Raw genomic sequence first — 22,414 nt, 5'->3', positions numbered from 1 at the left:
GTTTTTGTGCGCCGAGGAGGCTCAAGCGGCACGCCCCGCGGAAAGCGAGCATCCTGGAGCGGAAATCCCTCTCACTGTTATAGCAACAATGTTTATGAAAACAGCCTTTTGAAAATAAAATTTACTAATCAAGCATCATTAATCGCATAATTCTAAACAGCAAATGTTTTAAACAATCGGGAGCTTATCTGTAAGATGATGGGCTTCCTTTTTATGAAATAAAAGATTGAGTTCATTCCATTATTTTGAAATAATTGTAACTGTGAGAATAGGTGATTTTGTAGAGACATTATAAGTAGGGGGATTATATGATTTGGGTTATGACTCAAAATAAAAAGAGTTTATTGTATGTGAAGGAAATATCAGTAAAAGGGAGGTACATAGAAGGTGTTGTAGAAAGAAGGTTCTTTATTGAATGGAAAAAAACGCTAGGAACATATGGAACAACAGAAAGAGCTTTGGAAGTTCTCGAAGAATTATTTAAGAATATTGATGGATTAAATGAAAAAGTTACTAATGTATATATGCCGTTAAAATAACTAGTGAGCATGTCCAATTTAGACGAACGGTTGCAGTATTAAAACAAGACTATTTAGGTGTATGACTTAAAAATCATTTAAATTATAGGGAGTCGTAAAAAAGTGTTGAAACAAATTCCTAAGATGTGGGATACTAAGAGGCTCATCATTGAGGACCTTAAAGACAACGATATTCAAATCGTTCAAGAGTTATATGAACAAGGCAGTTATATTAAACAATGGAGCGGGAACGGCCTTGATAGCAAGTATATTCAACGTTGTTTTACTACAGGGGATCTACCACCCAATGGTATGAAAGAACAATTTAAGATCCAAGTATTACGGATAAAAGATACTGAACTCAATGTTGGAATACTTAGCACTTATCATGGCCATCCAAACCCTGAAACATTTTACATTAATTATCTGTACATAGATAAAGAATATCAATCACAGGGGCTAGGACAAGAGGTTGTTATTGGATTATTAAGTATTTTGAAACACACCAAATATGATGAAGTTCGTGCGAATGTATCAATAAAGAACTGGCAAGCTATTCGATTTTGGACACAACTTGGTCTTAATACTATAAATGGCTTCTTTGGAGACAAAGAACACTCTGATTCTAGTTTCGCTGATATGGAGTTAAGGAAGCGATTGTGATTTTCCATAAGTGGCTACTTAAATTAAGCGGATCGTACAGATGTTAAATTTAAATTCAATTAAATATGCTAGAATCATAGTAAATAAGTGAATGATATAAGGGAGAAAGTTATGAGTAATCGAATCAAAAATAGAAGAAGAAAAAAGCTTAAACGGAAAGTACGCATCGGTCTTTCTGTGTTTCTATTATTTCTTATTAGTGTTGGTGCATATTTGTTTTTTTCGGTATATGACACAGCAAAGCAGTCTTTTAATGAACTCGACCGAGAAAATGATATGTCAGAGTTACGAGATACAAGAGTCGACATAGGCAAGGATCCGATCTCGATTCTACTTCTAGGAATTGAAAATTATACTTCGAATGGGAAAGGTGGGAGAGCAGATACCCAAATCGTTCTAACCCTTGATCCTAAATCAAAGAATGTCACCATGACAAGTATTCCAAGAGATACGAAAGTGGAGATGTCTGGAGATAAAGTTAATACTGAATATGCTGGGAGCCATAAAATAAATGCAGCTTATACATACGGGTATCTTAGTCAGTACGGAGCCAATAAATTAGCTGTAGAAACAGTGGAAGATCTATTAGAAATCCCGATTGATCGTTATGTAGCAGTTGATTTTGATGGTTTTCATGACATTGTAGAAGCAATAGGCGGAGTTAAGGTTGACGTGAAATATCCATTCTGGGAAAAGAATTACTACTCAAATGATCGTATCTATTTCGACGAAGGAGTAACAAAAATGAATGGGGAAGAAGCCCTAGCTTTTGTAAGAATGAGGAAGCGCGATGTGAATACGGTCTATTCAAGAGAAGAGCGTCAGAAACAGTTTATTAAAGCGACTGTCGATGAAGTCAAATCAGGAGATACGATTTTTGAGATTAATAAGATTTCAGATGTGTTGAAAGATAATGTTGAGACAAATTTAAAACCAGGGGAAATCCTAGCCCTTCAGAGGAAGTTCAAATCAATGGGTTCAACTTCCATTGAAACGAAAGAAATAAAAGGAACTACGCCTGAAGTAGATGGCCCTTCTTACTTTATACCAGATCTCGAACAGTTAGATATTTTGAAGAGAGAATTAAAAGACTCTTTAAATTTATTATAAATTCAAAAAGAATGTATGAATCGGATACATTTGAGTTCGGTTATAATTCAATTAAAAAGGAGCGCTTACTGAACAAAGTGTAAGTGCTCCTTTTAATATATATTAGGTATATGATTATATTGGTTAACGATTTACTATCTTTTGAACAGCTACTAAGACATTGTCGATATCTTTTTTCGTAATACTATTGTTCGTAACAAATCGAATAATGTTCGGACCAAATGGGCCAGCTAATATATTTTGTTCTTTTAAATAATTTACAAAGTGCTCAGTTGTTGTATTAGATTTTGTAATGTCTAATAAGATAATATTTGTTTCTACTTTATTTTCAATTGTGATCCCTTCAATATTTTGAAGTCCTTCAGCAAGTTGCTTTGCGTTCTCATGATCTTGCTCAAGGTGCTTTATATTTTCCTCGAGGGCAATAATACCAGGTGCAGCTAGCACGCCAACTTGTCTTAGGCCACCACCTAATCGTTTGCGCCATTTCCGAGCTTGTGAAATAAATTCAGAGGAACCTGCAATCATTGAACCTACAGGTGCCCCCAACCCTTTAGATAAGCAAAATTGTACAGAATAGGTATACTTTGCAAATTCTTTTACTGGGATACCAGAAGCTACAGAAGCATTGAATAGTCGTGCACCATCTAAGTGAACAGGAATACCAAGTTTTTTTGATAGTTGATAGATTTTCTCCATGTTTTCAAGAGGAATAACAGCTCCGCCTGCTTTATTATGCGTGTTTTCTATGCATATAAGACCCGTTTCAGGCTGGTGAATATCGTCGCCTCGGATAGCTGCTTCTACATCCCCTAGTTTCATAGCACCATTGTCACCTTCTAAAGTCTTAATTTGAACTCCAGCAAATGCAGACAATGCTGCAGCTTCGTATAAAAAGATGTGCGCTTGGGCTTCCATAATTACTTCTTGGCCTGGCTTACAGTGTACTAATCCGGCAATTTGATTTCCCTGAGTACCACTTGTTACAAATAAGGCATCTTCTTTTCCGAGGATGTTGGCAGCTAATTTTTCTAGCTTATTTACTGTTGGATCTTCACCGTAAACATCATCCCCTACTTCAGCCTCGTACATCGCTTTCCTCATCTTTTCACTTGGTTTTGTTACTGTATCACTGCGTAAGTCTAACACAATTCGTCCTCCCCATAACGTTTACAATATAAAAATGTACAATGTAATGCACGAAAAGTATAAAGTTATTTTGTATGTGAATCAAGTTAGGATATCAGAAAAGCAAGGTGTTGAAAGAGTTTGCAGTGTTACTATGGTTTCTGTAGAATTCAACGTCTTGCGGAATATAAGATCCTGGAAGAAGACCTTAGAGTTCCAACGCTTTGTTACTGTAACAAGATAAGAATGAAAAAAGTTACCTTAACAACAAGGTAACTTTACTCTTTTCAATCTAAATCAATTAGTAGTGCATTGCCATTTTCACTTACTTTAATAATGGCTATCTTCTTATCCTCAAAAACCTGGCCTGTACCTTCTGGAATGAAGAAACTCTCGATTCCGTATTGAACATCGTTATTTCCATATGTTACACCATTGATCACAACATCGTCATCAGAAGGTTCGTATGGTTTATTCCAATTGTCTTCGATTTTATAATATCCTCCGTACTTATAGATCCCTTGTGGTGTGGGGGTGACTACCACTTTTATCTTTTTATTAGCCGGAAGTTCTGTTGCTTCAGGCAAAGTTGAGATATTGTAACGGAGCGTCACGTAGTCCCCTTGTAACATAGAGCGAGGATCAATAGGTGCAAGAACAAGACGAACCTCTTTTCCATTTTGAATCGTTACCTCGTTTTTCACACCATTATAAGTAACGAATGCAACCATCACTATGACTACTAACCATATTGATTTCCATCTGTTTGCGACGAAAGTGGGTTCTCCAACAGTAGCTGATGTGTACTTTCTTGATACCAATCGTGTAATCAATAATACGAGAATACCAGCCACCAACAGCGTGATTGATTTATGAACGAGTGACCAAGCAATGTCATAGTACTTGTAGAACAGGAACGCATACCATAAAATGAGTCCTACCCAATACCGAAACGCATTTGACTGCCATGGTTTGTAAAAGACAAGGGCAGTGGATAGAAGGAGAAACACACTATTTAGAAGCCAGTATAACCACTGCCCTTCAAAGAAAAACGTTAAGATGAATAGAGGCGCTACACTATAAGCCAGTGCATTTCGATTGAACCAGCCATCACGTACTAGAATATGAATCAGTCCGTTACAGATAACGAGAACAAGCAGCAGCAACGGTTCATAGTGATCAATTGAAATGACTGATTCTTCAAGTTTAAAAAGGAATAAGAGAACTACTCCATTTGCGAGGAGATAAGAATACGAACCAATCCATGGGTTCTTTATGAGTTTAAGCACGACACCTATCATACAAAAAGAGACGACTATAACAACCATCGCTTCTGGTTGAAAACTATAAGAAAACGAATGTGTCAAATTGGCTGATAGTATGATTGACAATCCGGATAGGAGTAAGATATTTGATAAAAACGGAATTTTATCTTTTATAGCGACACCTGGTAGTAGCAATAAAAATATAGACGAGAACATTATAGCAAGGGCATTGTCCCAACTAAAGATTAGAAACATGATACCGGAAAACGCAGAGATTAACATAACCGTACTGACTACAGTTACGACAAAGAGTATGGATGATTTAAACACGCGTTTCCACGTTTCTGAACCCTTTTCACTTAGTTCCAATCTAGAAATATACTTAACTGTTAGAAATACGATTAAGCCAACAATAGCTAATAAGAAAAACGGTAGAAAGTCACCCATTACGTTGAATAATTCTTCAAATATTTTTCCGAATATAAATAGTCCTAGTGCTATTCCAGTTATAATAAACAGTTCCTTTTGTTCACGATGCTTCCATAGAAACACACTTATCAATCCGTATCCGAAATAGAGCCAAGCGATGAACGTACTGTACTCCCAGTAGCCAAAACTTGAGGCGAAAAATACAAGATGAATAAAACAAAAGCTCCCGAAAGTAATCCATTTTGAATGCAGTAGGGAGGAGCGAGAGAGAAAAAACCACGAATGGGTGAATAGTAAATAAATAAGCAGTAAAGCTACTGCTGTTTCTGGTTTCCAATCAGGAAAATAGGAGGTTGGAAACACATAGAAATAAAAAGCGAGCTGACTTAATAAAAAACCTAATACATAGAATGCTTTGTACCTGGTGAGTGCGCCCAGAACCATAACTGGTATCAACCAGATAATATAAAGAAGGTACGAATCCGCATGTGAATTATAGGTTTGACCAATGATTGCCACACTAATACCAAACGCTATCGTTCCAATTAGCCAGAGCCATTTTTCTAGAAATCTGTGTGAATGCTGGAAGCGGCTGAGAATAGTAGATAATACGAAGAACAACAACATGAGCCCAACAGCAAGCCCGATCTTTTCAATCCGTTCAATTCCTTGCCAATTAGATGCGAAGAAATAGATTACACTACTGATAAGCAAAGATAAACCTAGTAAGTATCCTGTATGAATCCGCTTTAAATTCATTAATTCCCTCCTCTAAATTAAATCGTCTAACAAAGTTTGCGTTATATGGAGTATATGTCTTCTAGACTGTTAGTACCTCAAGTATATCAAAACCCTGAACTGACTTTATCTACATAATCCTAAGAGAATTCCTATTTATGAAATAAAAGATTGAGATATTCGTAACCTTTTGAAATAATTGGAATTGAAGAGTTGAGCCGTTAACGGAACAGCAAGTATATCGTATTAAGGGAGATGATTTGATGGAGTACAAAATACGGAAAATAAAAAAAGAGGACATTAAAGAAGTTCAGCAAGTCGCTAAAATAAGCTGGAACACTACATATGAGACAATCATCCCTCTTGATATCCAAGAAAATTTTTTAAGCACAGCTTATAGTGATGAAATGATGCTAAAGCGTATGGATGTATCATTCTTATATGTGGCTGAAAAAGACAGAAAAATTGTTGGCTTCGCTAATTTCTCTACAGTTAAAGAACAAGGAGAAGTCGAACTAGGAGCTATATACTTGTTTCCAGAATATCAAGGCAAGGGTATTGGGACTGCCTTACTCGATGAGGGTATCAAGAAACTAAAGGGTGCTAACTCAATTTACATTAATGTTGAAAAAGAGAATAATGTGGGAAGAAATTTTTATCATGCAAAAGGATTTAAAGTCGTTTCAGAATTTGATGATAATCTCGAAGGTCATATAACTAAAATGTTGAGAATGGTTTTAAACATATAAACTTAGTTCTACAACATAATGGAGCTTCTATGTAAGTGGAAGGCTCCCGTTTTTCATTACTTAGGAGTAAGCTCTTATAAGAAATAAGACGTTAATTCATTGGAGGATTGGTATGGGGACTTTAATTCTATCTGGTGGAGGAAGCATCGAACAAAATGCAGAAACAAATCGTTATTTTGTTGAATCAATTGATAAAGATAAGCCACTTCTTTATATACCGTTAGCAGGTGACCCACAATATAGATCATATGAAAGTAGTCTTGCTTACGTTCAGAGTATGTTTCTTTCTTTAGGTATAAGAGAAATCACATTGTGGAGTGATCTAGAAAACAAAACGATAGAAGAAGTGAAACAGTTCTCTGCTATTTATTTCAGTGGAGGTTATACGTTGACTTTGTTAAAAGCTATAAGGAAAAGTGGCTTCGATGAAGTATTAACTCAGTTTTATGAAAGTGGAGGCACGATCTACGGACAAAGTGCAGGGGCAATCATATTTGGAAGTAATATTTCTCATACCTTATTAAAGGAGGATACTTCATTTGATTATGCTCCTTTAAATCTATTAAATCATTATCGTTTATGGTGTCACTATGATTCTACAGACGATGAATTAATCTGTGAGTTATCTAAAGAAAATGATTCACCATTTATTGCACTTACAGAAGGTGGAGCTATTTGTTTTTCTAATAGTAATGTAAAGGTTCTTAGTAAAACGGTTTATAAATTTAAAGATTGTAAGAAGAAAAATATTTAAAGTTTTCTTATTCAGATGCAAACTTAATAGAGAAGGTGTATGAATTGAATTCAAATTTTAGTATTGAGGAATATTCGGAGGAATATCAAGAACAGGTGTCTAAGCTAATAATACATATACAGCAAGATGAATATAATATTCAAATTACCAAAGAAGCCCAACCTGATTTGCTCAAAATCCCTTCGTTCTATCAGGTTGGGAAGGGGAATTTCTGGTTAGCAAAATTAGGTGGTAAGGTAATTGGCACAATAAGCTTACTAGACATAGACAACAATCAAGTTGCTTTAAGGAAGATGTTTGTAGACAGAAGTTATCGAGGACCTGAATTCCAAGTAGCAAAAATGCTATTAAACAAAGCTATTGACTGGGCTAATGATAAATCATTACAAGCCATTTATCTTGGTACTACTCCACAGTTCCGGGCTGCACATAGGTTTTATGAAAAGAATGGATTTATCGAATTAGAAAGAGAGGAGTTACCTAGTAACTTTCCAATTATGAAGGTAGATAAGAAATTTTATAAATTTACACTAAAGAAAGCTTAAGGATAAAGCGGAAGATCGGTCTTTCCCTTTGAAGAATAGAGTTAGGGTGGTTAAATTATCAAGGTAAATAAAGTATTTAAAGGAGGGTTTGTTATGAAAACATGGCTTTCGTTACTTGGTGGCTTGATAATCGGTATAACACTTTCTTACTTTCTCTTAGACTATAACGGTTGGACAATTTACCAAACTGGTATGAACGGTGAAGTAACAAACACGATTAATGAATTAGACTTTAATCTAATAACAAATGCTTTTTTGATTGTAGCTGCTACTTCCATAGTAATTTATGCTGTTTTGACGTTAATTGAAAAGAAAACAGGAGAACTATAATAATAGACCCAATAACTTTTAAAAGTGTAGAATCAGTAGCAATTTGGAGGTTGTTTTATGTTTTTAGGAATTAGTGCTGGAGATATAATATTCCAAGTCATTTCAGTTATGGTATTACTGACTATTTCTATAGCTATCATTTTACTCTTTATATTTGGCTCTTTTCTAAAAGATTGTTGCTTTTAAAGATTTTTCTATAGAGAACCCCACTTAGCTGATTGGAGCGGAAGGGTGCTCGACTCCTGCGGGATAAGCGGGACAGGTGAGACCCCACAGGAGCGTTAGCGACGAGGAGGCTCACCGCCCGCACCGCGGAAAGCGAGCATCCTGGAGCGTAAATCAACCACTCCTCTTATAGCAACAAAGTTTACGAAAAGATCCTTATATTTAAAAGGAAAAGAAAATCTAGACTAGATAGAGTAGATTAAAAGATCGATAAGTTATTAGAACATAAACCAAAGGAAAAATAATTTTTAGACCTTAGTTACTCCAGATAATTGAGAATCGTGCTTATGTGGATATTAAAAAGAAATCACACAGAACTGGTGGTTATTATGGAAATTACCATTGAAAAATTACAATATTCAGATGCTAGAAAACTATTTGAATTTGAATGTGAAAACAGAGAATATTTTGAAGGCATGGTACCAAGTCGTGGTGATGAATTCTATCATTTTGAAACTTTTATCGAGAGGTTAGGTTCTTTAATTAATGAACAAGCGCTAGGGTTATCTTCCTTTCACTTAATCAAGAATAATCATGATTTGATTCTTGGTAGAATCAACATAGTAGATATAGATCAACTGCAAAATCTAGGTCACATCGGTTATAGAGTAGGTAAAGACCACACAGGAAAAGGTATTGCTCAAAAAGCATTAAAGCTACTTACAGAAGGAATAAGAAATGAAGGTGTTAAGCAACTCTTTGCAAAGACTACCTCCAATAATATAGCTTCACAAAAGGTTTTAGAAAAGAACGGATTTAAACAAATATCAACAAGTGAAGAAGAAATTAAGATGAGGGGACAAATTTTGAAGTTTGTTCACTATAAGCGATTAATTTAGATTAAACAATTCATACTTACCTATAGATATGGAAAACAAGGGTGTCTTTTACAAAGTTATGTTGTACACTTAAACTAAATATAATATTCGGAATTATTAATTTAAACAAGGAGGACATATGAAACTAGGTGCATTCTCTGTAAGTTTAAGCGTAAAGGACATTATGAAATCAAAATCATTTTATGAGACTCTGGGATTTGAAGCTTTAGGTGGGGACCCTAATCAAAATTGGCTTATCATGAAGAATGAAAGTTGCGTAATTGGCCTTTTTCAAGGATTGTTTGAAAACAACATTCTTACATTCAATCCAGGATGGAATCAGGACGCCGATAATCTAGATTCATTTACGGATGTTCGAGATCTTCAACAAGAGCTTAGAGAACATGGTATCAAAATAATATCAGAAGCTGATGAAACTAGTACAGGACCAACAAGTTTTACAATCGAAGATCCTGATGGAAATGCAATTCTAGTCGATCAACACAGATAAAATAAGACCGTGCTATATACTTAAGCGACAATAAATAATACTAGTGTTTAAATTTAACGGGATATACCAAAAAGAGCTTGGAGTAATGTGACTTCAAAGCTCTTTTAAATGTGTGCATATTTACTTTTCAGGTGAGTAGCAGATCTATCTTACTCTTTAAATCTGAAGTAAAGCCTTTATTCGTACTATAATAAAACGTATTTGGCTCATCAAAAAGGTGTATGTTTAATAGCCCCACTCCTCTTAGGATCGACAAATGATGATGAATATTCCCTTTTGCCATACCGATTTCTGAAACAATGTCAGTGAACGTAAATGGTCCTTTAGATAAGAGTTGTAAGATTTTCAACCGTTTTTCATCGCCTAATGCTTTAGTCATTTTAAGTACACTATCAAATTGCAGCTGATTGTTTTTAACAGGATATGTAATGTACAACTTATCTTTAAACTGGTCGACTAAGGACATTGGTTGAAAGTGAAAGGCAGGTATTAAACATATACTTGTTATCTTGTCGGTTTCAATGATGAACCTGCTTGCTTGTTGCACAATTTCCTTTGACGTATGTTCTTCAATTGAATTTACTTTTTCTTCAGCATCCTGCTTTAGGTGTTTGAGGATTTCATGGTCTATCTGTTGAAAGTACTGCTCGTTCCAAGCTTTTAGTAGCGTAATAGACCTATCTCTTTGAAAGGAAAGATCTGTTGGTAGGGTTTTCTTATTATCTAGAAATGGAGCAACACGTTCATAGATCTCACCTGCTGACATTGCGGTTAACCAATCGAAGAAAGACGTAATATCATTCTGTACAGGGGATTGTTCAATCAACAATATCATTAAATCTTCGAAGAAAAGGTTCTCTTTTAACTTAATGGCTTCCTTTAGCTCAGGGGTAATGAATGCCTCTACTTTCTCTGGCCATTTAGAACCTAATTCTAAATACTTCATAAAAGTTTGCCTACTATATAAAGAAAAGCTTAATAGCAATTCATACACAGGAGAGTATAATGTTTTTAAATCATAAGACATCAGACTTCCTCCTCATTTTCTTACTATTCTACCATGAATTGTTTCGATTAAAAATAATTGATATATTTGTTTTTAATATATTGAATTATTTTTGTAGTTCAATTAGTATTGAACTACAAACTAGTGGAGGGATGTTGTAATGAAGTTTACTGATTTACAAAAATACGTGATCGAACTTGTTCAGGAAGATAGAATTACTGAGGCTCTATCTGTTATGGAAGATGCGAAGAAGAGTTTTCCTAATAAGATCGATCGATTGGGCCATTGGAGTGCTAGCCTCTATGCCATTGGAGGAAAACAGGAGAGAGCACTTGCTGAATTGAATGAAGTTCTGGCGAAGGGTCTTTGGTGGAATCCAGATCTACTTACTTCAGATCCTGAGCTAGATATCTTAAAGGATTCACCTGAATTCCAAAATATCGTAGAGCGGTGTCATTCTATCTATGGAAAAGAAAAGGAAGCTACTTGTGCTGAATTAAAAGTCTTAGGTAATCCTCTAGCGGAAATGGCCATTTTTCCATTACATTGGAAGGGTTCTAATATAGAAGACTTTTCTCTACAATGGTCTGAGGAGAAAATATTAGATAAATACTTATTGGGGATTCCTCAATCTTCACAATTATTTAGCTACGCCTGCTATTCCTGGGATGATAAAGAGATGGCAATGAGAGATGTTAGCACCACGTTTAATGAATTTGAAAAAAACTACAACTTGAAAGATAAAGAGATTATTCTTGCAGGAGCTTCACAAGGTGCGAACATGGCAGCACAGATGTGCTTAAAGAGTGATATTGAAGCGTTTGATGACTTTATTGCAATTGTTCCTGCATTTGAGATTGATGAACTCGAAAAGGTAATAACAACTAGTCTCAATGATAAAGCGAGAGGATGCATTATAACTGGTGATAAAGATCCATTTTATGAAAGTGTTATGAAAGCGGTTACACTCTTTGATGCTCATCATATACCCTGCAAATTAATAGTGATTAAAGGTTTGGGACATTCGTTACCAGAGGATTTTCCAGAGGTGTTGGAGGAAGCTGTTCACTTTGTAACAAACAAAGAGACAGATGGGAGTATGTCTAATAGTAGATAATCAGAATAAAAAAATGTAAAAGAAAATAATGAATAAGTGATTATAGAGAGTCTATTGTATAGAGTAGGCTCCTTTTTTTAAAAGGCTCTTTTCTCAAAGATTGTTGCTTTTAAAAGATTTTTTGTATAAAGAATCAAACATGGCTGATTGGAGCGGAAGGTGCTCGACTCCTGCGGGACTAGCGGGACAGGTGAGACCCCACAGGCGCAATGTTTTTGTGCGCCGAGGAGGCTCACCGCCCGCACCAAGGAAAGAGAGCATCCTGGAGCGGAAATCCCTCACTCTTATAGCAACAATGTTTACGAAAAGAGCCTTTTTAAAAAGTAAGGTTTGTACTAAATTTATAGTTTTAAAATAATTGGTTATATCCAAGGTTGCTTATATTTGAATTTGATATCATATTGAAAAAGGAGTGATGTTCAAATGAACGTCAAAAGAATCGTTGCAAATATTGAAACTAACGACATTTCAAAAGCAACATACTTCTACAAAGAAATATTAGGACTTGATCAACTAATGAATCATGGGTGGATTTCAACTTATGGCTCAAAGGAAAAATCAAATATACAAATCAGCTTTGCCTCAGAAGGAGGTTCCAACACACCAACTCCTGATTTATCAATTGAGGTTGATGACCTTGACGAGGCATTGATGCGGATGAGGGAAGCTGGAATTCCAATAGAATATGGACCGGCAGAAGAGCCCTGGGGTGTTAAACGTTTCTTTGTAAGAGATCCGTTTGGAAAGCTTATCAATATTCTGAGTCATTAAGACGCGAACTCTTTAGTTTTCTTTAGGGGTGAAAAGATGTTTGTTAAAGTCTACGAATATTATGTTCGAGAAGAATGTATAGAAGAGTATTTAACTATTCAAGAAAAAGCTGGAGAAATTTATGATAAATACATAGACGCTCATACTATTTATTTACGTAGCAAGAAGGATGAAGCAAAATGGATGGAAATTACACGATACAAGAGTGAAGAAGAGTATAGAAAAGTATATCTCTCATAAATGAACATAAGGAGATACAGGAATTATTTTCATTGTTCCAAGCTTTGCTTTTACCTAATAAGAGTGACATCACTGAGGAGGAGTTTGTTGAAATAAAAGGGGTTCAAAAAAGATGAAAGATAAATGCTAATTGATCCACTTAAGAAATAAGAGGTGCAAGTAATTCATGAAAACTAAAGGTGTTTTACTAGTTTTAATAGGAGCTGCGAGTTTTGGACTCACACCTATATTCGTTAAAACAGGATTTGAGTACGGCTATTCCTTAGGGCAGTTAAATATATCTCAAATGATAATAGCGTTTCTTCTCTTATGGGGAATGAGTTTACTTAAAGGTTTAAGTGTCAAAAGTATATCAAATGTAGACCGTATGAAGGTTATTGCTACAGGGACATCTGTAGGCTTAACAAGTATTTTTTATTATGGAGCGATGCAGTATTTGCCAGCTTCCCTGGCAATTATCCTTCTGTTTCAATTCGTATGGATTGGTATGATTTACGAATGGATGTTCAGTAAAAGTAGGCCAACAGCAATTAATATATTCTCCATGTTCGTAACCTTAACTGGAGTACTTTTTGCATCGAATATTATTGGTGGAAATGTTTTTGAAATGTCGCCTATGGGACTTTTTCTTGGTCTCTTATCTGGCTTTTCATATGCAGGGTTTATTTTTTTCAGTGGACAAGTAGCGATTAATTCTCATCCAATTCTCAGAAGCTCTTTAATGATAAGCGGATCTCTCATTCTCGTATTGCTCGTTTTCTTCCAAGATGTATCTTCACTTCATCTTTATGACGGCAGGTTATGGCTAATAGGTGCTGGAATTGCTTTAGTGGGGGCTGTTATTCCTCCCTTGTTCTTTGCCGGAGGAGCTCCTCTCATTTCTGGAAGACTTGCCAATGTATTGAGTTCAATTGAATTACCTGTTGCCATTGTAGCAGCAATGGTTGTTCTTTCTGAAACTGTTACCCTATTGCAATGGGTTGGGATCATGTTAATCATTATGGCAATGATTATTAATGAACTAGGTGCTTATTTATTAAACGTTTTGGGTAAACGAAGAGCAAAGTAAAATATTTATGAAAATAATGTGCGATAGAGGCGCTTATCAGTCAAGAAGATAGGTGTCTTTTTATTTTTCGTTAAAAATCTGCCATTACCTGAGAATTTATGTTATTTTATAGCTAACGGATATATATCAAAAAGATATAGGTGGTGAAGGGTTGAATAAGGAAAATAACACGAGATATGCAATCTTGGGTTTGTTAACAACTGATTGCACAACAGGTTATTCGATTAAACAAATGATTGATAGGAGTTTAAATCATTTCTGGAAAATTAGTTATGGTCAAATCTATCCGATTCTTAAAGACTTGGTTGAAGAAGGATATGCCTCAGTTCGAGTTACTAAACAAGAAGATAAACCTGACAAAAAGGAATACAGCATTACAGCTGAAGGGAAGCAAGAACTTCAATCCTGGCTACAAAAGCCACTGCAGGAAATTCCAACTGAGAAAAACGAGTTACTACTCAAGCTTTTTTTCAGTCGCCATCAGGATGTTGATCAGTCTATTGAACTATTAAATCAACAACAAAATAAGCTTTTAGATAGATACAATACGTATTTGGGAATTAAAGAAATGATTACTAATGAATTAAGTGATGAAGTAGACTCTGTTTTTTGGATCTTAACGTTAGACTATGGATTAGTAACGACTAAAGCAGCAATCGATTGGTGTGAGAATTCAAAGAAAAAATTACGAAATCAAAAGGAGGAATAACGGTGGGGACTAAAGTTTTTCCAGGAAGGTTTACAGTCGAGAGTGAGGATAAGTTTACAGTTTTTATAATAGGAATGCGAATTAATAAATGGTGGGCCATCCACAAATGGCTACCAGTATTGTTATCAATGCCTCCTATGATAAAGGAGCTTTACGTGAACAAGGAACTTGGCTGTTTATCTATGGAGAACTTTTTTAGTTTACGCACAACCCTCATGATCCAATATTGGCGCTCTGAAGATGATTTGCTTTCTTATGCGAGAAGTGCAAAACATTTAAAAGCTTGGGGTGATTTCAATAAAAGGGTAGGAAACAACTCTTCGGTTGGGATTTATCATGAAACGTACAACATTTCGGGTCATAATTTTGAGAGTCTCTATGGGAATATGCCTAAATTTGGTTTAGCAAAAGCACTAAACCATATTCCGATCACTCCTTTTAAAAGTACTGCAAGGGAACGATTGAGTAAGTAACAAGTTTGAACTTCTATCATTGAATAAAGCCAAGTAAAGAAGCCCGTACCACGATGAGAAATAAATCGAGGTACGGGCTTCTTTAATAAATAGCTCACTAATTTCTAAAAAAAGCCTTCTCAAACTAAACTGTATTGTATATACTAATACTGTACTACACATGTTAATACAGATAATACAGATAAATAACTTATTGAGTGGAGGTGATGTAATGTTTGAATTGGATTTTAGAAGTCGAAAGGCAATTTACTTACAATTAGTTGATAAGCTGAAACAGCTCATTATCAAAGATGTCCTCAAAGATGATGAAAAACTTCCTTCTGTCAGAGAACTTGCTCATCAGCTTACAATTAATCCCAACACAATACAAAAAGCATATAGAGAGCTCGAGTCTCAAGGATATATCTACTCAGTAAAAGGGAAGGGGAGCTTCGTTCACCCTTCGAAAAAATTGGAGAATGTTGAGGAGTTGAAGAAAGTGCGGGAGCAATTAAAGAAGTTACTAGCAGAGGCGATTTATCTTGGCATGACGGCGGAAGAAATTGAATCGCTAATAAATGAAGTAGAGGGGGGAGAGAAATATGATTAATGTAAGAGGGATACATAAAACCTTTGAGAAAGATAAGATTCTAAACGATGTGAGCTTCACTGTTGATCAAGGTTCCATTTATGGATTGCTCGGTTCGAATGGGGCTGGAAAAACAACGTTGATGCGCATCATAGCTGGTATTCTTAAACCTGATGATGGTCAACTTCTTGTACTAGAAGAAAGTGTCTTTGAAAATGTTTCAATTAAAAAAAGAATGGTCTTCGTACCAGATGCTCTCTATTATTTACCACAATATACAGTTAGGCAGATGGCGAATTACTATCGGAATTTATACGATGGCTGGGATGAAGATCGTTATGTAAAGCTGAAGGAATCGTTTAATTTGGATGAAAATAAAAAAATAAGTCAGTTTTCGAAAGGGATGCAAAGACAAGTCGCATTCTGGTTGTCCTTGTCTATTAAGCCAGATGTTCTGATTCTCGATGAACCTTTTGATGGATTAGATGCAGTTATGAGAAAGAACGTGAGAAGCTTAATCATTCAGGATGTGGCTGATCGGGAAATGACTGTGTTGATTTCATCTCATAACTTGCGCGAAGTAGAGGATATTTGTGATCATGTTGGTATTTTACATGATGGGCATATTCTACTCGAACGGGATCTGGATGAATTAAAAGCTGACGTGCATAAAGTTCAGGTAGCGTTCAAATACGAGAATGAGAACATTCTAGAAAGTAATTTAACTATTCTACATCACGAGAAAAGAGGCAGTGTCCTTCTAATGATTGTGAAAGGGGAGGAGCAGAAAGTGATAACTGAAATTCAAAAGTATTCTCCAATCGTTTTCGATCGTTTGCAACTAACATTAGAAGAAATATTTATATACGAAATGGGAGGTGTAGGGTATGCCATCGATAACATCCTCGTTTAGGAAGGAATTATTTAAACAGAACTTTAGAAATGTAGGCTGGATAAGTATTTTGTATTTGGTTGGCCTATTATTCACTTTACCTTTGCAGCTAGCAATGGCGTTAAGTAAGGAGTATGCTAGAAGCCAGTATGTGTCAGGACTATTTGATCATACATTCTTCTTTGAATTTCAGTCTCTATTCTTGTTTACTATTCCAGTTCTTATGGCTGTCTTTTTGCTTCGGTATATGCATGTGAATGCTTCATCTGACTTTATGCATAGCTTACCAATTCGTCGCGAAACACTTTTTCGCCACCAGATAGGTTCGGGGATATTCATGCTTATTACTCCGATTTTGTTTACAAGTATGATCATGTTACTGTTTTACATATTCGTAGATGTGTCAGATTTCTATACACTCGGTGATTTAGGGTACTGGATGCTAGTAAACTTAACCGTTACATTACTAACATTCATCGCTGGTGTTTTTGTTGGAACACTTACAGGACTTTCTGCGGTACAGGGTGTGTTGACTTATATCCTCCTACTTTTCCCAGCGGGCATTTATGTTCTAATTACTTTTCATGTTAGCTACTTTATTGCTGGTTATGCAGAAATAAGTGGTTTAGATCAAACGTTTGAGCATTTTTCTCCTATTATGGATGTATTAGTGACAAATCAATTAGAAGGTCAAGCAGTTCTGCCTATTGGGTACTTAACGTTAGCTATTTATTTGGTTATTTCAATCGTTCTTTATTATATTGCAATGGTCATTTATCAGAAACGCCCACTTGAATCAGCAACGCAGGCGATTGCCTTACACTCATTAAAACCTGTCTTGAAATTCAGTATGACATTTTGCTTTGCTTTGTTTGTAGGAATGTATTTTGGTGAGACACAATCTTCCATACCATGGATTATTGGGGGCTATTTACTTGGCATTATTCTTGGCTATTTGTTAGCTACTATGCTGATAGCAAAGACCTGGCGTGTTTTCACATTCGAAAATGCTAAAGGAATTCTAGTGTATGGAATCGCTGCTAGTTTAATAGCTTCGATCATCCCGGTTTTCTGGCAAAAGTATGAAAGCTATGTCCCTGCATTAGACGAAGTTGAATATGTTTATATAGGAGATACTTATTACGAATATGAAGATGCAAAGTTATATAATGATTCCCTCTCTTTCATACGCTCGGAAGAAACGATTAATGCGATTCGTACGTTGCATAAAGAATTCATTCAACATGGAGATCCACTAAATAGAAGTGGGAAGTACTATTTTATTTCATACAAAATGAAGAGTGGAGAAGAGGTTCAGCGTTCTTACCGATTGAACCCCAAAGAGATAAACACTGAGCTTAAAGCAGTATGGGAAACGGAAGATTACAAAAAACTAGCTTATCCATTTATAAATCTGGATCCATTAAGTGTTCAGAAAATAAACATTCGCCCACATGGACCTGGTAATACAGAAGCAGTTATTGTTGATCCTGATAAAATGAAAGAGTTCTTCAGTCATATAAAATCGGATATCAATGCTCTGTCATTTGAAGAAATGATGAATCCAGTAGGATTACAATCGTACGTTTCAATATCATTAAATAATGAAAAAGACAAAAGAGCATATGCTTATCAACGAAATACAATGATTCCAACTTCTTATGAAAACACAACTAAATGGTTAAAAGAAGAGAACCTTTACGATAAAGCATTTATCAGTATTGAAGAGATTGATCATGTGAACGTTTATCTTATGAACCTAAATCAAAATGAGTATTCAGAAGAAGCGTATTACGAAATGATGAATGGAGAGGGAACTGCTGAATTGCAAAATCATTTGGAAATTACAGATGATAAACAAATTGATCAAGCTTTGAACGGAAGCCAGAACTCATTCGGTGGGAAGTACGTCATGGGTGTTCATTATGATGATGATGATTTTTTTGACGTATTGTCATTTAATGAAGAAGACGCACCTGATTTTATTAAAGACTATTTCCAAGAGGTAAAGTGAGGTAGTAGCTTATGGAAATGACATTTCATGATTTATATACCCAACACTATAACCGTGTTTACTACAGTGCGATTAAGGTAACGAAAGATCATGGTCTTGCGGAAGATGTGCTACAAGAAACGTTTATCACCGCTCACGTTAAACTAATGGATATCGATAACGAAGCAAAAGTTGGTTCGTGGTTGTCGACTGTAGCTACTCGTAAAGCAATTGATTTACTAAGAAAAAAGAAAAAAGTTGTTTTAGTATCAATAGACAGTTCCCCTCAGTTAACTAATCTACCGTTAGACTTTACTGTAGAGAAGGAATGTGAAAACGCTCAATTAGAAGAAGGGGTAGGTGTTTTAATATGCGCGTTATCTCCAAAACTTCGATCAGTATTTCAGTTGTACTATCACCATCAATTGAAAGAAAAAGAGATTGCGAGTAAACTTCAATTATCACCCGGAGCAGTTAAATCGCGTTTACACAGAGCGCGGATCGCGATGAAAAGCAAGATGATTAATGAATTTCAACATCATGATACGGCATGAAAAAAGGTGTTCCAATTGGAACACCTTTTCATATTATCTCTAGCAATTTTTCTCTTACTAAGATTTATTTGACTGTTTTTGTTTAAACGGCCACCATATTCCTTTACCAAATGAAACGGTTATCGCTGGAATGAGGAGCGGAAGGACAATTAGTCCGTAAAGAAGTAGGCCAGTAATAACAATGGTAGCAATTTGCATTAAGCTGAGTACGCCAGAAGGCATCATCGCGCCAAACGTTCCTGCAAGAATAATTGCTGCGGTGATGATGACGGTACCCATTTTTGCCATCGAGTGATGCATTGCTTCATTGACACCAATGGATGCTTCTTCTTTAAAACGGTCCAATAAGAAAATTGAATAATCCACCCCTAGCGCAATCAGCATGACAAAACCAAAGAATGGTACAGCCCAAACAATGCCATCGTAACCCATAAGATCGATAAAGATCAGCTCTGAAATAGCCATAGAAGTATAATAGGTTAGCAGAAGTGATCCAATCATAACTATCGGCATAATCATGGAGCGGAAGAGTATCGTTAAGATAACAAATAATCCAACAAGCATAATAATTACCGTTCTTGTAAAGTCACTTGTAGAAATATCAGATAAGTCGTTATTAATACTTGATACACCACTATAAGCAACGGTGGCATCTTCGAGTGGTGTTCCATTCATTGTCCTAGAGACAATATCTTTTATTTCCTGAACAGAATTTATTGCTTCAGTTGAATAAGGATCATCTTCTAAAATTACTTCTAGCATAACGGCTTTCCGTTTATCAAAAGCATATCTCTCGATAGCAGGTTCGAAGTCTTTATTTTCAAGTGTTCCATTAGGAATGAATACACTCGTATCATGCAGGGCTTGTGACTTACCCATTTCACTTACGAGATCTGCAGCGTCTTTCAAGCCATTATTTATTTCTTTCAGCCCATCAATTGAAGAGCCTATACCTTCTGATAGCTGAGAAATTCCTCCACTAAGTTCCGAAGCCCGTCCTGCTTCAGATGAAGCTTCAGATAGACCCTGCTGAATTTGTCCTAACTGTTGTTGGACTTGTCCAAGTTGTTGAGAAGCCCTATTAATATTTTGTGTTTGCTGAAGACTTTGTGAGATTGAGCCGAGCTGGTCATTGATTTGACCAAGTCCATTAACAGTCTCCTCGAGTCCACCTGAATTTTCATTTGATGGAATCTGTCCATTAAAATCCTGAAGACCTTTTTGGACCTCTGTTAATCCATCTTGAACATCATTGATACCATTAGAGGCCTCATTTAATCCATCTCCAACTTGAGAAAGTTGAGAGTCAACATAAAGTTCATCAATAATGTCACCTGCTGGTCTCGTAATGGATCTGACTGAATCAACGTTCTTGTTCTTCTCGATTTCTTTGCTGATTGTTTCGATATAAGGGAGATATTCTTCTGTCACGATCTCTTTATCCTGCTGAATAATAACTTTTATAGGCAGAGAATCCCCCTTGCCAAAGCCTTCTTCTATCGCATCAAGACCTTTAACAGATTCATAGTCTTGACCTATTTCATTAACGGTATTAAATGATAGTTGATCATTGTAAGTGAAGAGTAGTGGTACCATAATAATTGCAACTATGACCATTGACAAGATTGGCTTGTTAATTGAAAATCGACCAAAAGCAGACCAAAGCTTACTATCTTTATGTGAGATTGAAGTTTTGGAAGGCCAGAATAGCTTGTCCTTTAACAATGCCATGAAAAATGGTACGAGAGTAAATAAGACAACCATTAACACTGCGATACCGACTGCTACTCCTACGGCAGATTTAAAGATAGGGAACTCAGCAAACCCAATCGCACTAAAGCCTATGAACACAGCTAATCCACTAATTATCAATGTACGACCTGCGGTATTGTATGTGTTAACGATTGCGTCTTCAACATTATGGCCCTGCATTAGTTCTTCTTTGTACCTGCTTAATAGAAGAATACAGTAGTCTGTTCCTATACCAAATAAGATAGCAACGAGAAAGATTTGGGTGTAATTGGAAACAGGGAAGCCGAACCAGTCAATTAGAAAGGCAACAATTGATTGACTAAGTAAATAAGTAACCCCAACGGCAATGAGGGGGATAAATGGAGTAGTAATTGATCGGAATACAGCGAAAAGAAGGACGAATATTAAAACAACGGTAATAAGCTCGGTTTTCTCAAGTCCGTTCTGAGCACTCTCATTAACATCATGATTAATAATTGCTTCACCAGTCACATAGGCTGTTGTATCTTCTGAAATGACATCCTGTCGAATTCGATTTGCTAGCTCATTGACTTCATCATTAGTGCCATCAACTGTGATTGGTAAAAGAACAGTCTTGTTGTCTTCAGATACAAGTTGTTCAGCGGTTTCGTCACTCTCAAAAGGATCAAGCACTTTCGTAACGCTTGAATCCTCCTGCTCAATATCTTTTGCAATTGATGAAATCTTTTTTTGTGTTTGTTCATCAATTGGATCCTCATATGTAAAGACCACTGAGATCGTTTCATCACCAGCTCCAGCCTCTTCAAGAATATCAGCTGCAAGTTTTGAATCAGAACTTGCTGGAAGCTGAAATGTACCTGCATTTTCAGCTTGCTGTGAAAGGTTTGGCGAAAGGAAAAACAGCACAATCGTGATAGCAATTAAAACAATTGCGATCGGCCATTTATAATTTAATAGTTGTCTCATTTTTTGTCTCCTTCTGTTTTAAGAATAGTACTGAGTTTTCTAAAAATACGTAGAAATTCATCAATTTCTGATTCATGAAAATCGTCTAAAACGATTTTCTCTACGTGGTCATAAATCACTTCATTAAATAACGTAACGACTTCATGACCTTTATCTGTGAGAGCAATCGATTTTCCTCTTAGATCCTCTTCAGAATCAACTGTCGTAACAAGTCCCTTTGTTTCTAGCTTTTTAAAACGATTTGAAATTGCGCTTTTGTGCACACCTTGAAGTGAAGCTAATTTTCCAGGGGAAATATGCCCTGATTTGGAAATGATCTGAAGCATTTGAAGTTGTTCAGACGAATATTCTTCAAAAATTTGATGCTCAAATGAACGAATAACACGTTCAGTTCCATACATAATCACTTCTTCAAATAACGCAACGGCTTCACATAATTTCTTATTCATCTTTTCTACCTCCACTAGTTTACCCTCTAAACAATATTAGTTTATACCCTAAACTTCATATAGTGCAACTATAAAAGTTGCACGGTTACT

General features: G+C 35.8%; 24 protein-coding genes. 19 read left to right on the top strand and 5 right to left on the bottom strand.

The genetic code is table 11. The annotated features are described in order from the left end of the window. The first annotated feature begins 308 nt into the window (after window positions 1-308). The 3 genes from FBF83_RS12000 to FBF83_RS11990 all read left to right on the top strand — a co-directional run bounded on the left by FBF83_RS12000 (window position 309) and on the right by FBF83_RS11990 (window position 2,291). Window positions 309-539 (top strand): hypothetical protein, encoded by a 231-nt coding sequence (locus tag FBF83_RS12000; RefSeq protein ID WP_136947400.1) that lies wholly within the window; start codon window positions 309-311, stop codon window positions 537-539. A gap of 102 nt (window positions 540-641) precedes the next feature. Next, on the top strand, window positions 642-1,181 hold the full coding sequence (locus tag FBF83_RS11995; RefSeq protein WP_136947399.1) for a GNAT family N-acetyltransferase: 540 nt from the start codon (window positions 642-644) through the stop codon (window positions 1,179-1,181). A gap of 111 nt (window positions 1,182-1,292) precedes the next feature. Continuing rightward, the gene (locus FBF83_RS11990) at window positions 1,293-2,291 is read left to right on the top strand and encodes an LCP family protein (protein WP_136947398.1); all 999 of its coding nucleotides are present in this window, start codon (window positions 1,293-1,295) and stop codon (window positions 2,289-2,291) included. Between the two features lie 123 nt (window positions 2,292-2,414). Here the strand turns inward: FBF83_RS11990 and ltaE are convergent, their stop codons facing one another. Both ltaE and FBF83_RS11980 read right to left on the bottom strand, forming a co-directional pair. Further along, window positions 2,415-3,440: a low-specificity L-threonine aldolase gene (gene ltaE / locus FBF83_RS11985; protein ID WP_136947397.1), complete on the bottom strand. Its 1,026-nt coding sequence runs from the start codon at window positions 3,438-3,440 to the stop codon at window positions 2,415-2,417. 266 nt (window positions 3,441-3,706) lie between these two features. Next, window positions 3,707-5,872, bottom strand: a complete 2,166-nt coding sequence (locus tag FBF83_RS11980; RefSeq protein ID WP_136947396.1) for a GDYXXLXY domain-containing protein — start codon at window positions 5,870-5,872, stop codon at window positions 3,707-3,709. Between the two features lie 242 nt (window positions 5,873-6,114). On the opposite strand from FBF83_RS11980, the gene FBF83_RS11975 reads away from it, so the two are divergent. From FBF83_RS11975 to FBF83_RS11945, 6 genes are all read left to right on the top strand, one after another. Next, the gene (locus FBF83_RS11975) at window positions 6,115-6,600 is read left to right on the top strand and encodes a GNAT family N-acetyltransferase (RefSeq protein WP_136947395.1); all 486 of its coding nucleotides are present in this window, start codon (window positions 6,115-6,117) and stop codon (window positions 6,598-6,600) included. Window positions 6,601-6,712: 112 nt separating this feature from the next. Further along, entirely contained in the window at window positions 6,713-7,354 is a 642-nt protein-coding gene (locus FBF83_RS11970) for a Type 1 glutamine amidotransferase-like domain-containing protein (RefSeq protein WP_136947394.1), read from the top strand. A gap of 44 nt (window positions 7,355-7,398) precedes the next feature. Continuing rightward, on the top strand, window positions 7,399-7,899 hold the full coding sequence (locus FBF83_RS11965) for a GNAT family N-acetyltransferase (protein ID WP_136947393.1): 501 nt from the start codon (window positions 7,399-7,401) through the stop codon (window positions 7,897-7,899). A gap of 93 nt (window positions 7,900-7,992) precedes the next feature. Further along, the gene (locus tag FBF83_RS11960) at window positions 7,993-8,229 is read left to right on the top strand and encodes a hypothetical protein (protein WP_136947392.1); all 237 of its coding nucleotides are present in this window, start codon (window positions 7,993-7,995) and stop codon (window positions 8,227-8,229) included. Window positions 8,230-8,783: 554 nt separating this feature from the next. Then, window positions 8,784-9,293, top strand: a complete 510-nt coding sequence (locus FBF83_RS11950) for a GNAT family N-acetyltransferase (protein ID WP_169525412.1) — start codon at window positions 8,784-8,786, stop codon at window positions 9,291-9,293. A gap of 118 nt (window positions 9,294-9,411) precedes the next feature. After that, complete coding sequence (locus FBF83_RS11945; protein WP_136947391.1) at window positions 9,412-9,783, top strand: VOC family protein; 372 nt, start codon at window positions 9,412-9,414, stop codon at window positions 9,781-9,783. Window positions 9,784-9,910: 127 nt separating this feature from the next. Here FBF83_RS11945 and FBF83_RS11940 read toward each other — a convergent pair whose 3' ends face one another. Further along, window positions 9,911-10,810, bottom strand: a complete 900-nt coding sequence (locus tag FBF83_RS11940; RefSeq protein ID WP_136947390.1) for an ArsR/SmtB family transcription factor — start codon at window positions 10,808-10,810, stop codon at window positions 9,911-9,913. A gap of 139 nt (window positions 10,811-10,949) precedes the next feature. On the opposite strand from FBF83_RS11940, the gene FBF83_RS11935 reads away from it, so the two are divergent. The 10 genes from FBF83_RS11935 (at window position 10,950) to FBF83_RS11885 (ending at window position 19,175) form a co-directional block, all read left to right on the top strand. Next, a complete protein-coding gene (locus FBF83_RS11935) occupies window positions 10,950-11,906 on the top strand; it encodes an alpha/beta hydrolase (protein ID WP_136947389.1) in 957 nt (318 codons plus the stop codon). 423 nt (window positions 11,907-12,329) lie between these two features. After that, window positions 12,330-12,677: a VOC family protein gene (locus FBF83_RS11925; protein WP_136947388.1), complete on the top strand. Its 348-nt coding sequence runs from the start codon at window positions 12,330-12,332 to the stop codon at window positions 12,675-12,677. A gap of 36 nt (window positions 12,678-12,713) precedes the next feature. Continuing rightward, window positions 12,714-12,917, top strand: coding sequence for a hypothetical protein (locus FBF83_RS21180; RefSeq protein WP_240688081.1), 204 nt, complete (start codon window positions 12,714-12,716; stop codon window positions 12,915-12,917). A 166-nt stretch (window positions 12,918-13,083) separates the two neighbouring features. After that, on the top strand, window positions 13,084-13,986 hold the full coding sequence (locus FBF83_RS11915; RefSeq protein WP_136947387.1) for an EamA family transporter: 903 nt from the start codon (window positions 13,084-13,086) through the stop codon (window positions 13,984-13,986). A gap of 151 nt (window positions 13,987-14,137) precedes the next feature. Continuing rightward, window positions 14,138-14,695, top strand: a complete 558-nt coding sequence (locus FBF83_RS11910; protein WP_136947386.1) for a PadR family transcriptional regulator — start codon at window positions 14,138-14,140, stop codon at window positions 14,693-14,695. Window positions 14,696-14,697: 2 nt separating this feature from the next. Next, on the top strand, window positions 14,698-15,168 hold the full coding sequence (locus tag FBF83_RS11905; protein ID WP_136947385.1) for a DUF4188 domain-containing protein: 471 nt from the start codon (window positions 14,698-14,700) through the stop codon (window positions 15,166-15,168). Between the two features lie 211 nt (window positions 15,169-15,379). Then, entirely contained in the window at window positions 15,380-15,757 is a 378-nt protein-coding gene (locus FBF83_RS11900) for a GntR family transcriptional regulator (protein ID WP_136947384.1), read from the top strand. Further along, complete coding sequence (locus FBF83_RS11895; RefSeq protein ID WP_136947383.1) at window positions 15,750-16,649, top strand: ABC transporter ATP-binding protein; 900 nt, start codon at window positions 15,750-15,752, stop codon at window positions 16,647-16,649. The genes FBF83_RS11900 and FBF83_RS11895 overlap by 8 nt, the downstream gene beginning before the upstream one ends. Further along, window positions 16,624-18,642, top strand: coding sequence for a DUF6449 domain-containing protein (locus FBF83_RS11890; protein ID WP_136947382.1), 2,019 nt, complete (start codon window positions 16,624-16,626; stop codon window positions 18,640-18,642). The genes FBF83_RS11895 and FBF83_RS11890 overlap by 26 nt, the downstream gene beginning before the upstream one ends. Window positions 18,643-18,653: 11 nt before the next feature. Next, on the top strand, window positions 18,654-19,175 hold the full coding sequence (locus tag FBF83_RS11885) for an RNA polymerase sigma factor (protein ID WP_136947381.1): 522 nt from the start codon (window positions 18,654-18,656) through the stop codon (window positions 19,173-19,175). Between the two features lie 57 nt (window positions 19,176-19,232). Here the strand turns inward: FBF83_RS11885 and FBF83_RS11880 are convergent, their stop codons facing one another. Next, window positions 19,233-21,875: an MMPL family transporter gene (locus tag FBF83_RS11880; protein WP_136947380.1), complete on the bottom strand. Its 2,643-nt coding sequence runs from the start codon at window positions 21,873-21,875 to the stop codon at window positions 19,233-19,235. Then, complete coding sequence (locus FBF83_RS11875) at window positions 21,872-22,324, bottom strand: MarR family winged helix-turn-helix transcriptional regulator (protein WP_136947379.1); 453 nt, start codon at window positions 22,322-22,324, stop codon at window positions 21,872-21,874. The genes FBF83_RS11880 and FBF83_RS11875 overlap by 4 nt, the downstream gene beginning before the upstream one ends. Window positions 22,325-22,414: the final 90 nt, after the last annotated feature.

Origin of the sequence: Guptibacillus hwajinpoensis (genome assembly GCF_005144865.1) — a bacterium.
Lineage (GTDB): Bacteria > Bacillota > Bacilli > Bacillales > Guptibacillaceae > Guptibacillus > Guptibacillus hwajinpoensis_A.
Note: the sequence above shows the minus strand (reverse complement) of the source record. Positions and strands in the feature narration are given on the sequence as shown.

What these genes read in the sequence shown, in the direction of transcription:
- FBF83_RS12000 (WP_136947400.1), top strand. Translation starts at nt 309, where the DNA reads ATGATTTGGGTTATGACTCAAAATAAAAAGAGTTTATTGTATGTGAAG.
- FBF83_RS11990 (WP_136947398.1), top strand. Translation starts at nt 1,293, where the DNA reads ATGAGTAATCGAATCAAAAATAGAAGAAGAAAAAAGCTTAAACGGAAA.
- FBF83_RS11980 (WP_136947396.1), bottom strand. Translation starts at nt 5,872, where the DNA reads ATGAATTTAAAGCGGATTCATACAGGATACTTACTAGGTTTATCTTTG.
- FBF83_RS11975 (WP_136947395.1), top strand. Translation starts at nt 6,115, where the DNA reads ATGGAGTACAAAATACGGAAAATAAAAAAAGAGGACATTAAAGAAGTT.
- FBF83_RS11970 (WP_136947394.1), top strand. Translation starts at nt 6,713, where the DNA reads ATGGGGACTTTAATTCTATCTGGTGGAGGAAGCATCGAACAAAATGCA.
- FBF83_RS11960 (WP_136947392.1), top strand. Translation starts at nt 7,993, where the DNA reads ATGAAAACATGGCTTTCGTTACTTGGTGGCTTGATAATCGGTATAACA.
- FBF83_RS11950 (WP_169525412.1), top strand. Translation starts at nt 8,784, where the DNA reads ATGGAAATTACCATTGAAAAATTACAATATTCAGATGCTAGAAAACTA.
- FBF83_RS11945 (WP_136947391.1), top strand. Translation starts at nt 9,412, where the DNA reads ATGAAACTAGGTGCATTCTCTGTAAGTTTAAGCGTAAAGGACATTATG.
- FBF83_RS11940 (WP_136947390.1), bottom strand. Translation starts at nt 10,810, where the DNA reads ATGTCTTATGATTTAAAAACATTATACTCTCCTGTGTATGAATTGCTA.
- FBF83_RS11935 (WP_136947389.1), top strand. Translation starts at nt 10,950, where the DNA reads ATGAAGTTTACTGATTTACAAAAATACGTGATCGAACTTGTTCAGGAA.
- FBF83_RS11925 (WP_136947388.1), top strand. Translation starts at nt 12,330, where the DNA reads ATGAACGTCAAAAGAATCGTTGCAAATATTGAAACTAACGACATTTCA.
- FBF83_RS21180 (WP_240688081.1), top strand. Translation starts at nt 12,714, where the DNA reads ATGTTTGTTAAAGTCTACGAATATTATGTTCGAGAAGAATGTATAGAA.
- FBF83_RS11915 (WP_136947387.1), top strand. Translation starts at nt 13,084, where the DNA reads ATGAAAACTAAAGGTGTTTTACTAGTTTTAATAGGAGCTGCGAGTTTT.
- FBF83_RS11900 (WP_136947384.1), top strand. Translation starts at nt 15,380, where the DNA reads ATGTTTGAATTGGATTTTAGAAGTCGAAAGGCAATTTACTTACAATTA.
- FBF83_RS11895 (WP_136947383.1), top strand. Translation starts at nt 15,750, where the DNA reads ATGATTAATGTAAGAGGGATACATAAAACCTTTGAGAAAGATAAGATT.
- FBF83_RS11890 (WP_136947382.1), top strand. Translation starts at nt 16,624, where the DNA reads ATGCCATCGATAACATCCTCGTTTAGGAAGGAATTATTTAAACAGAAC.
- FBF83_RS11885 (WP_136947381.1), top strand. Translation starts at nt 18,654, where the DNA reads ATGGAAATGACATTTCATGATTTATATACCCAACACTATAACCGTGTT.
- FBF83_RS11880 (WP_136947380.1), bottom strand. Translation starts at nt 21,875, where the DNA reads ATGAGACAACTATTAAATTATAAATGGCCGATCGCAATTGTTTTAATT.
- FBF83_RS11875 (WP_136947379.1), bottom strand. Translation starts at nt 22,324, where the DNA reads ATGAATAAGAAATTATGTGAAGCCGTTGCGTTATTTGAAGAAGTGATT.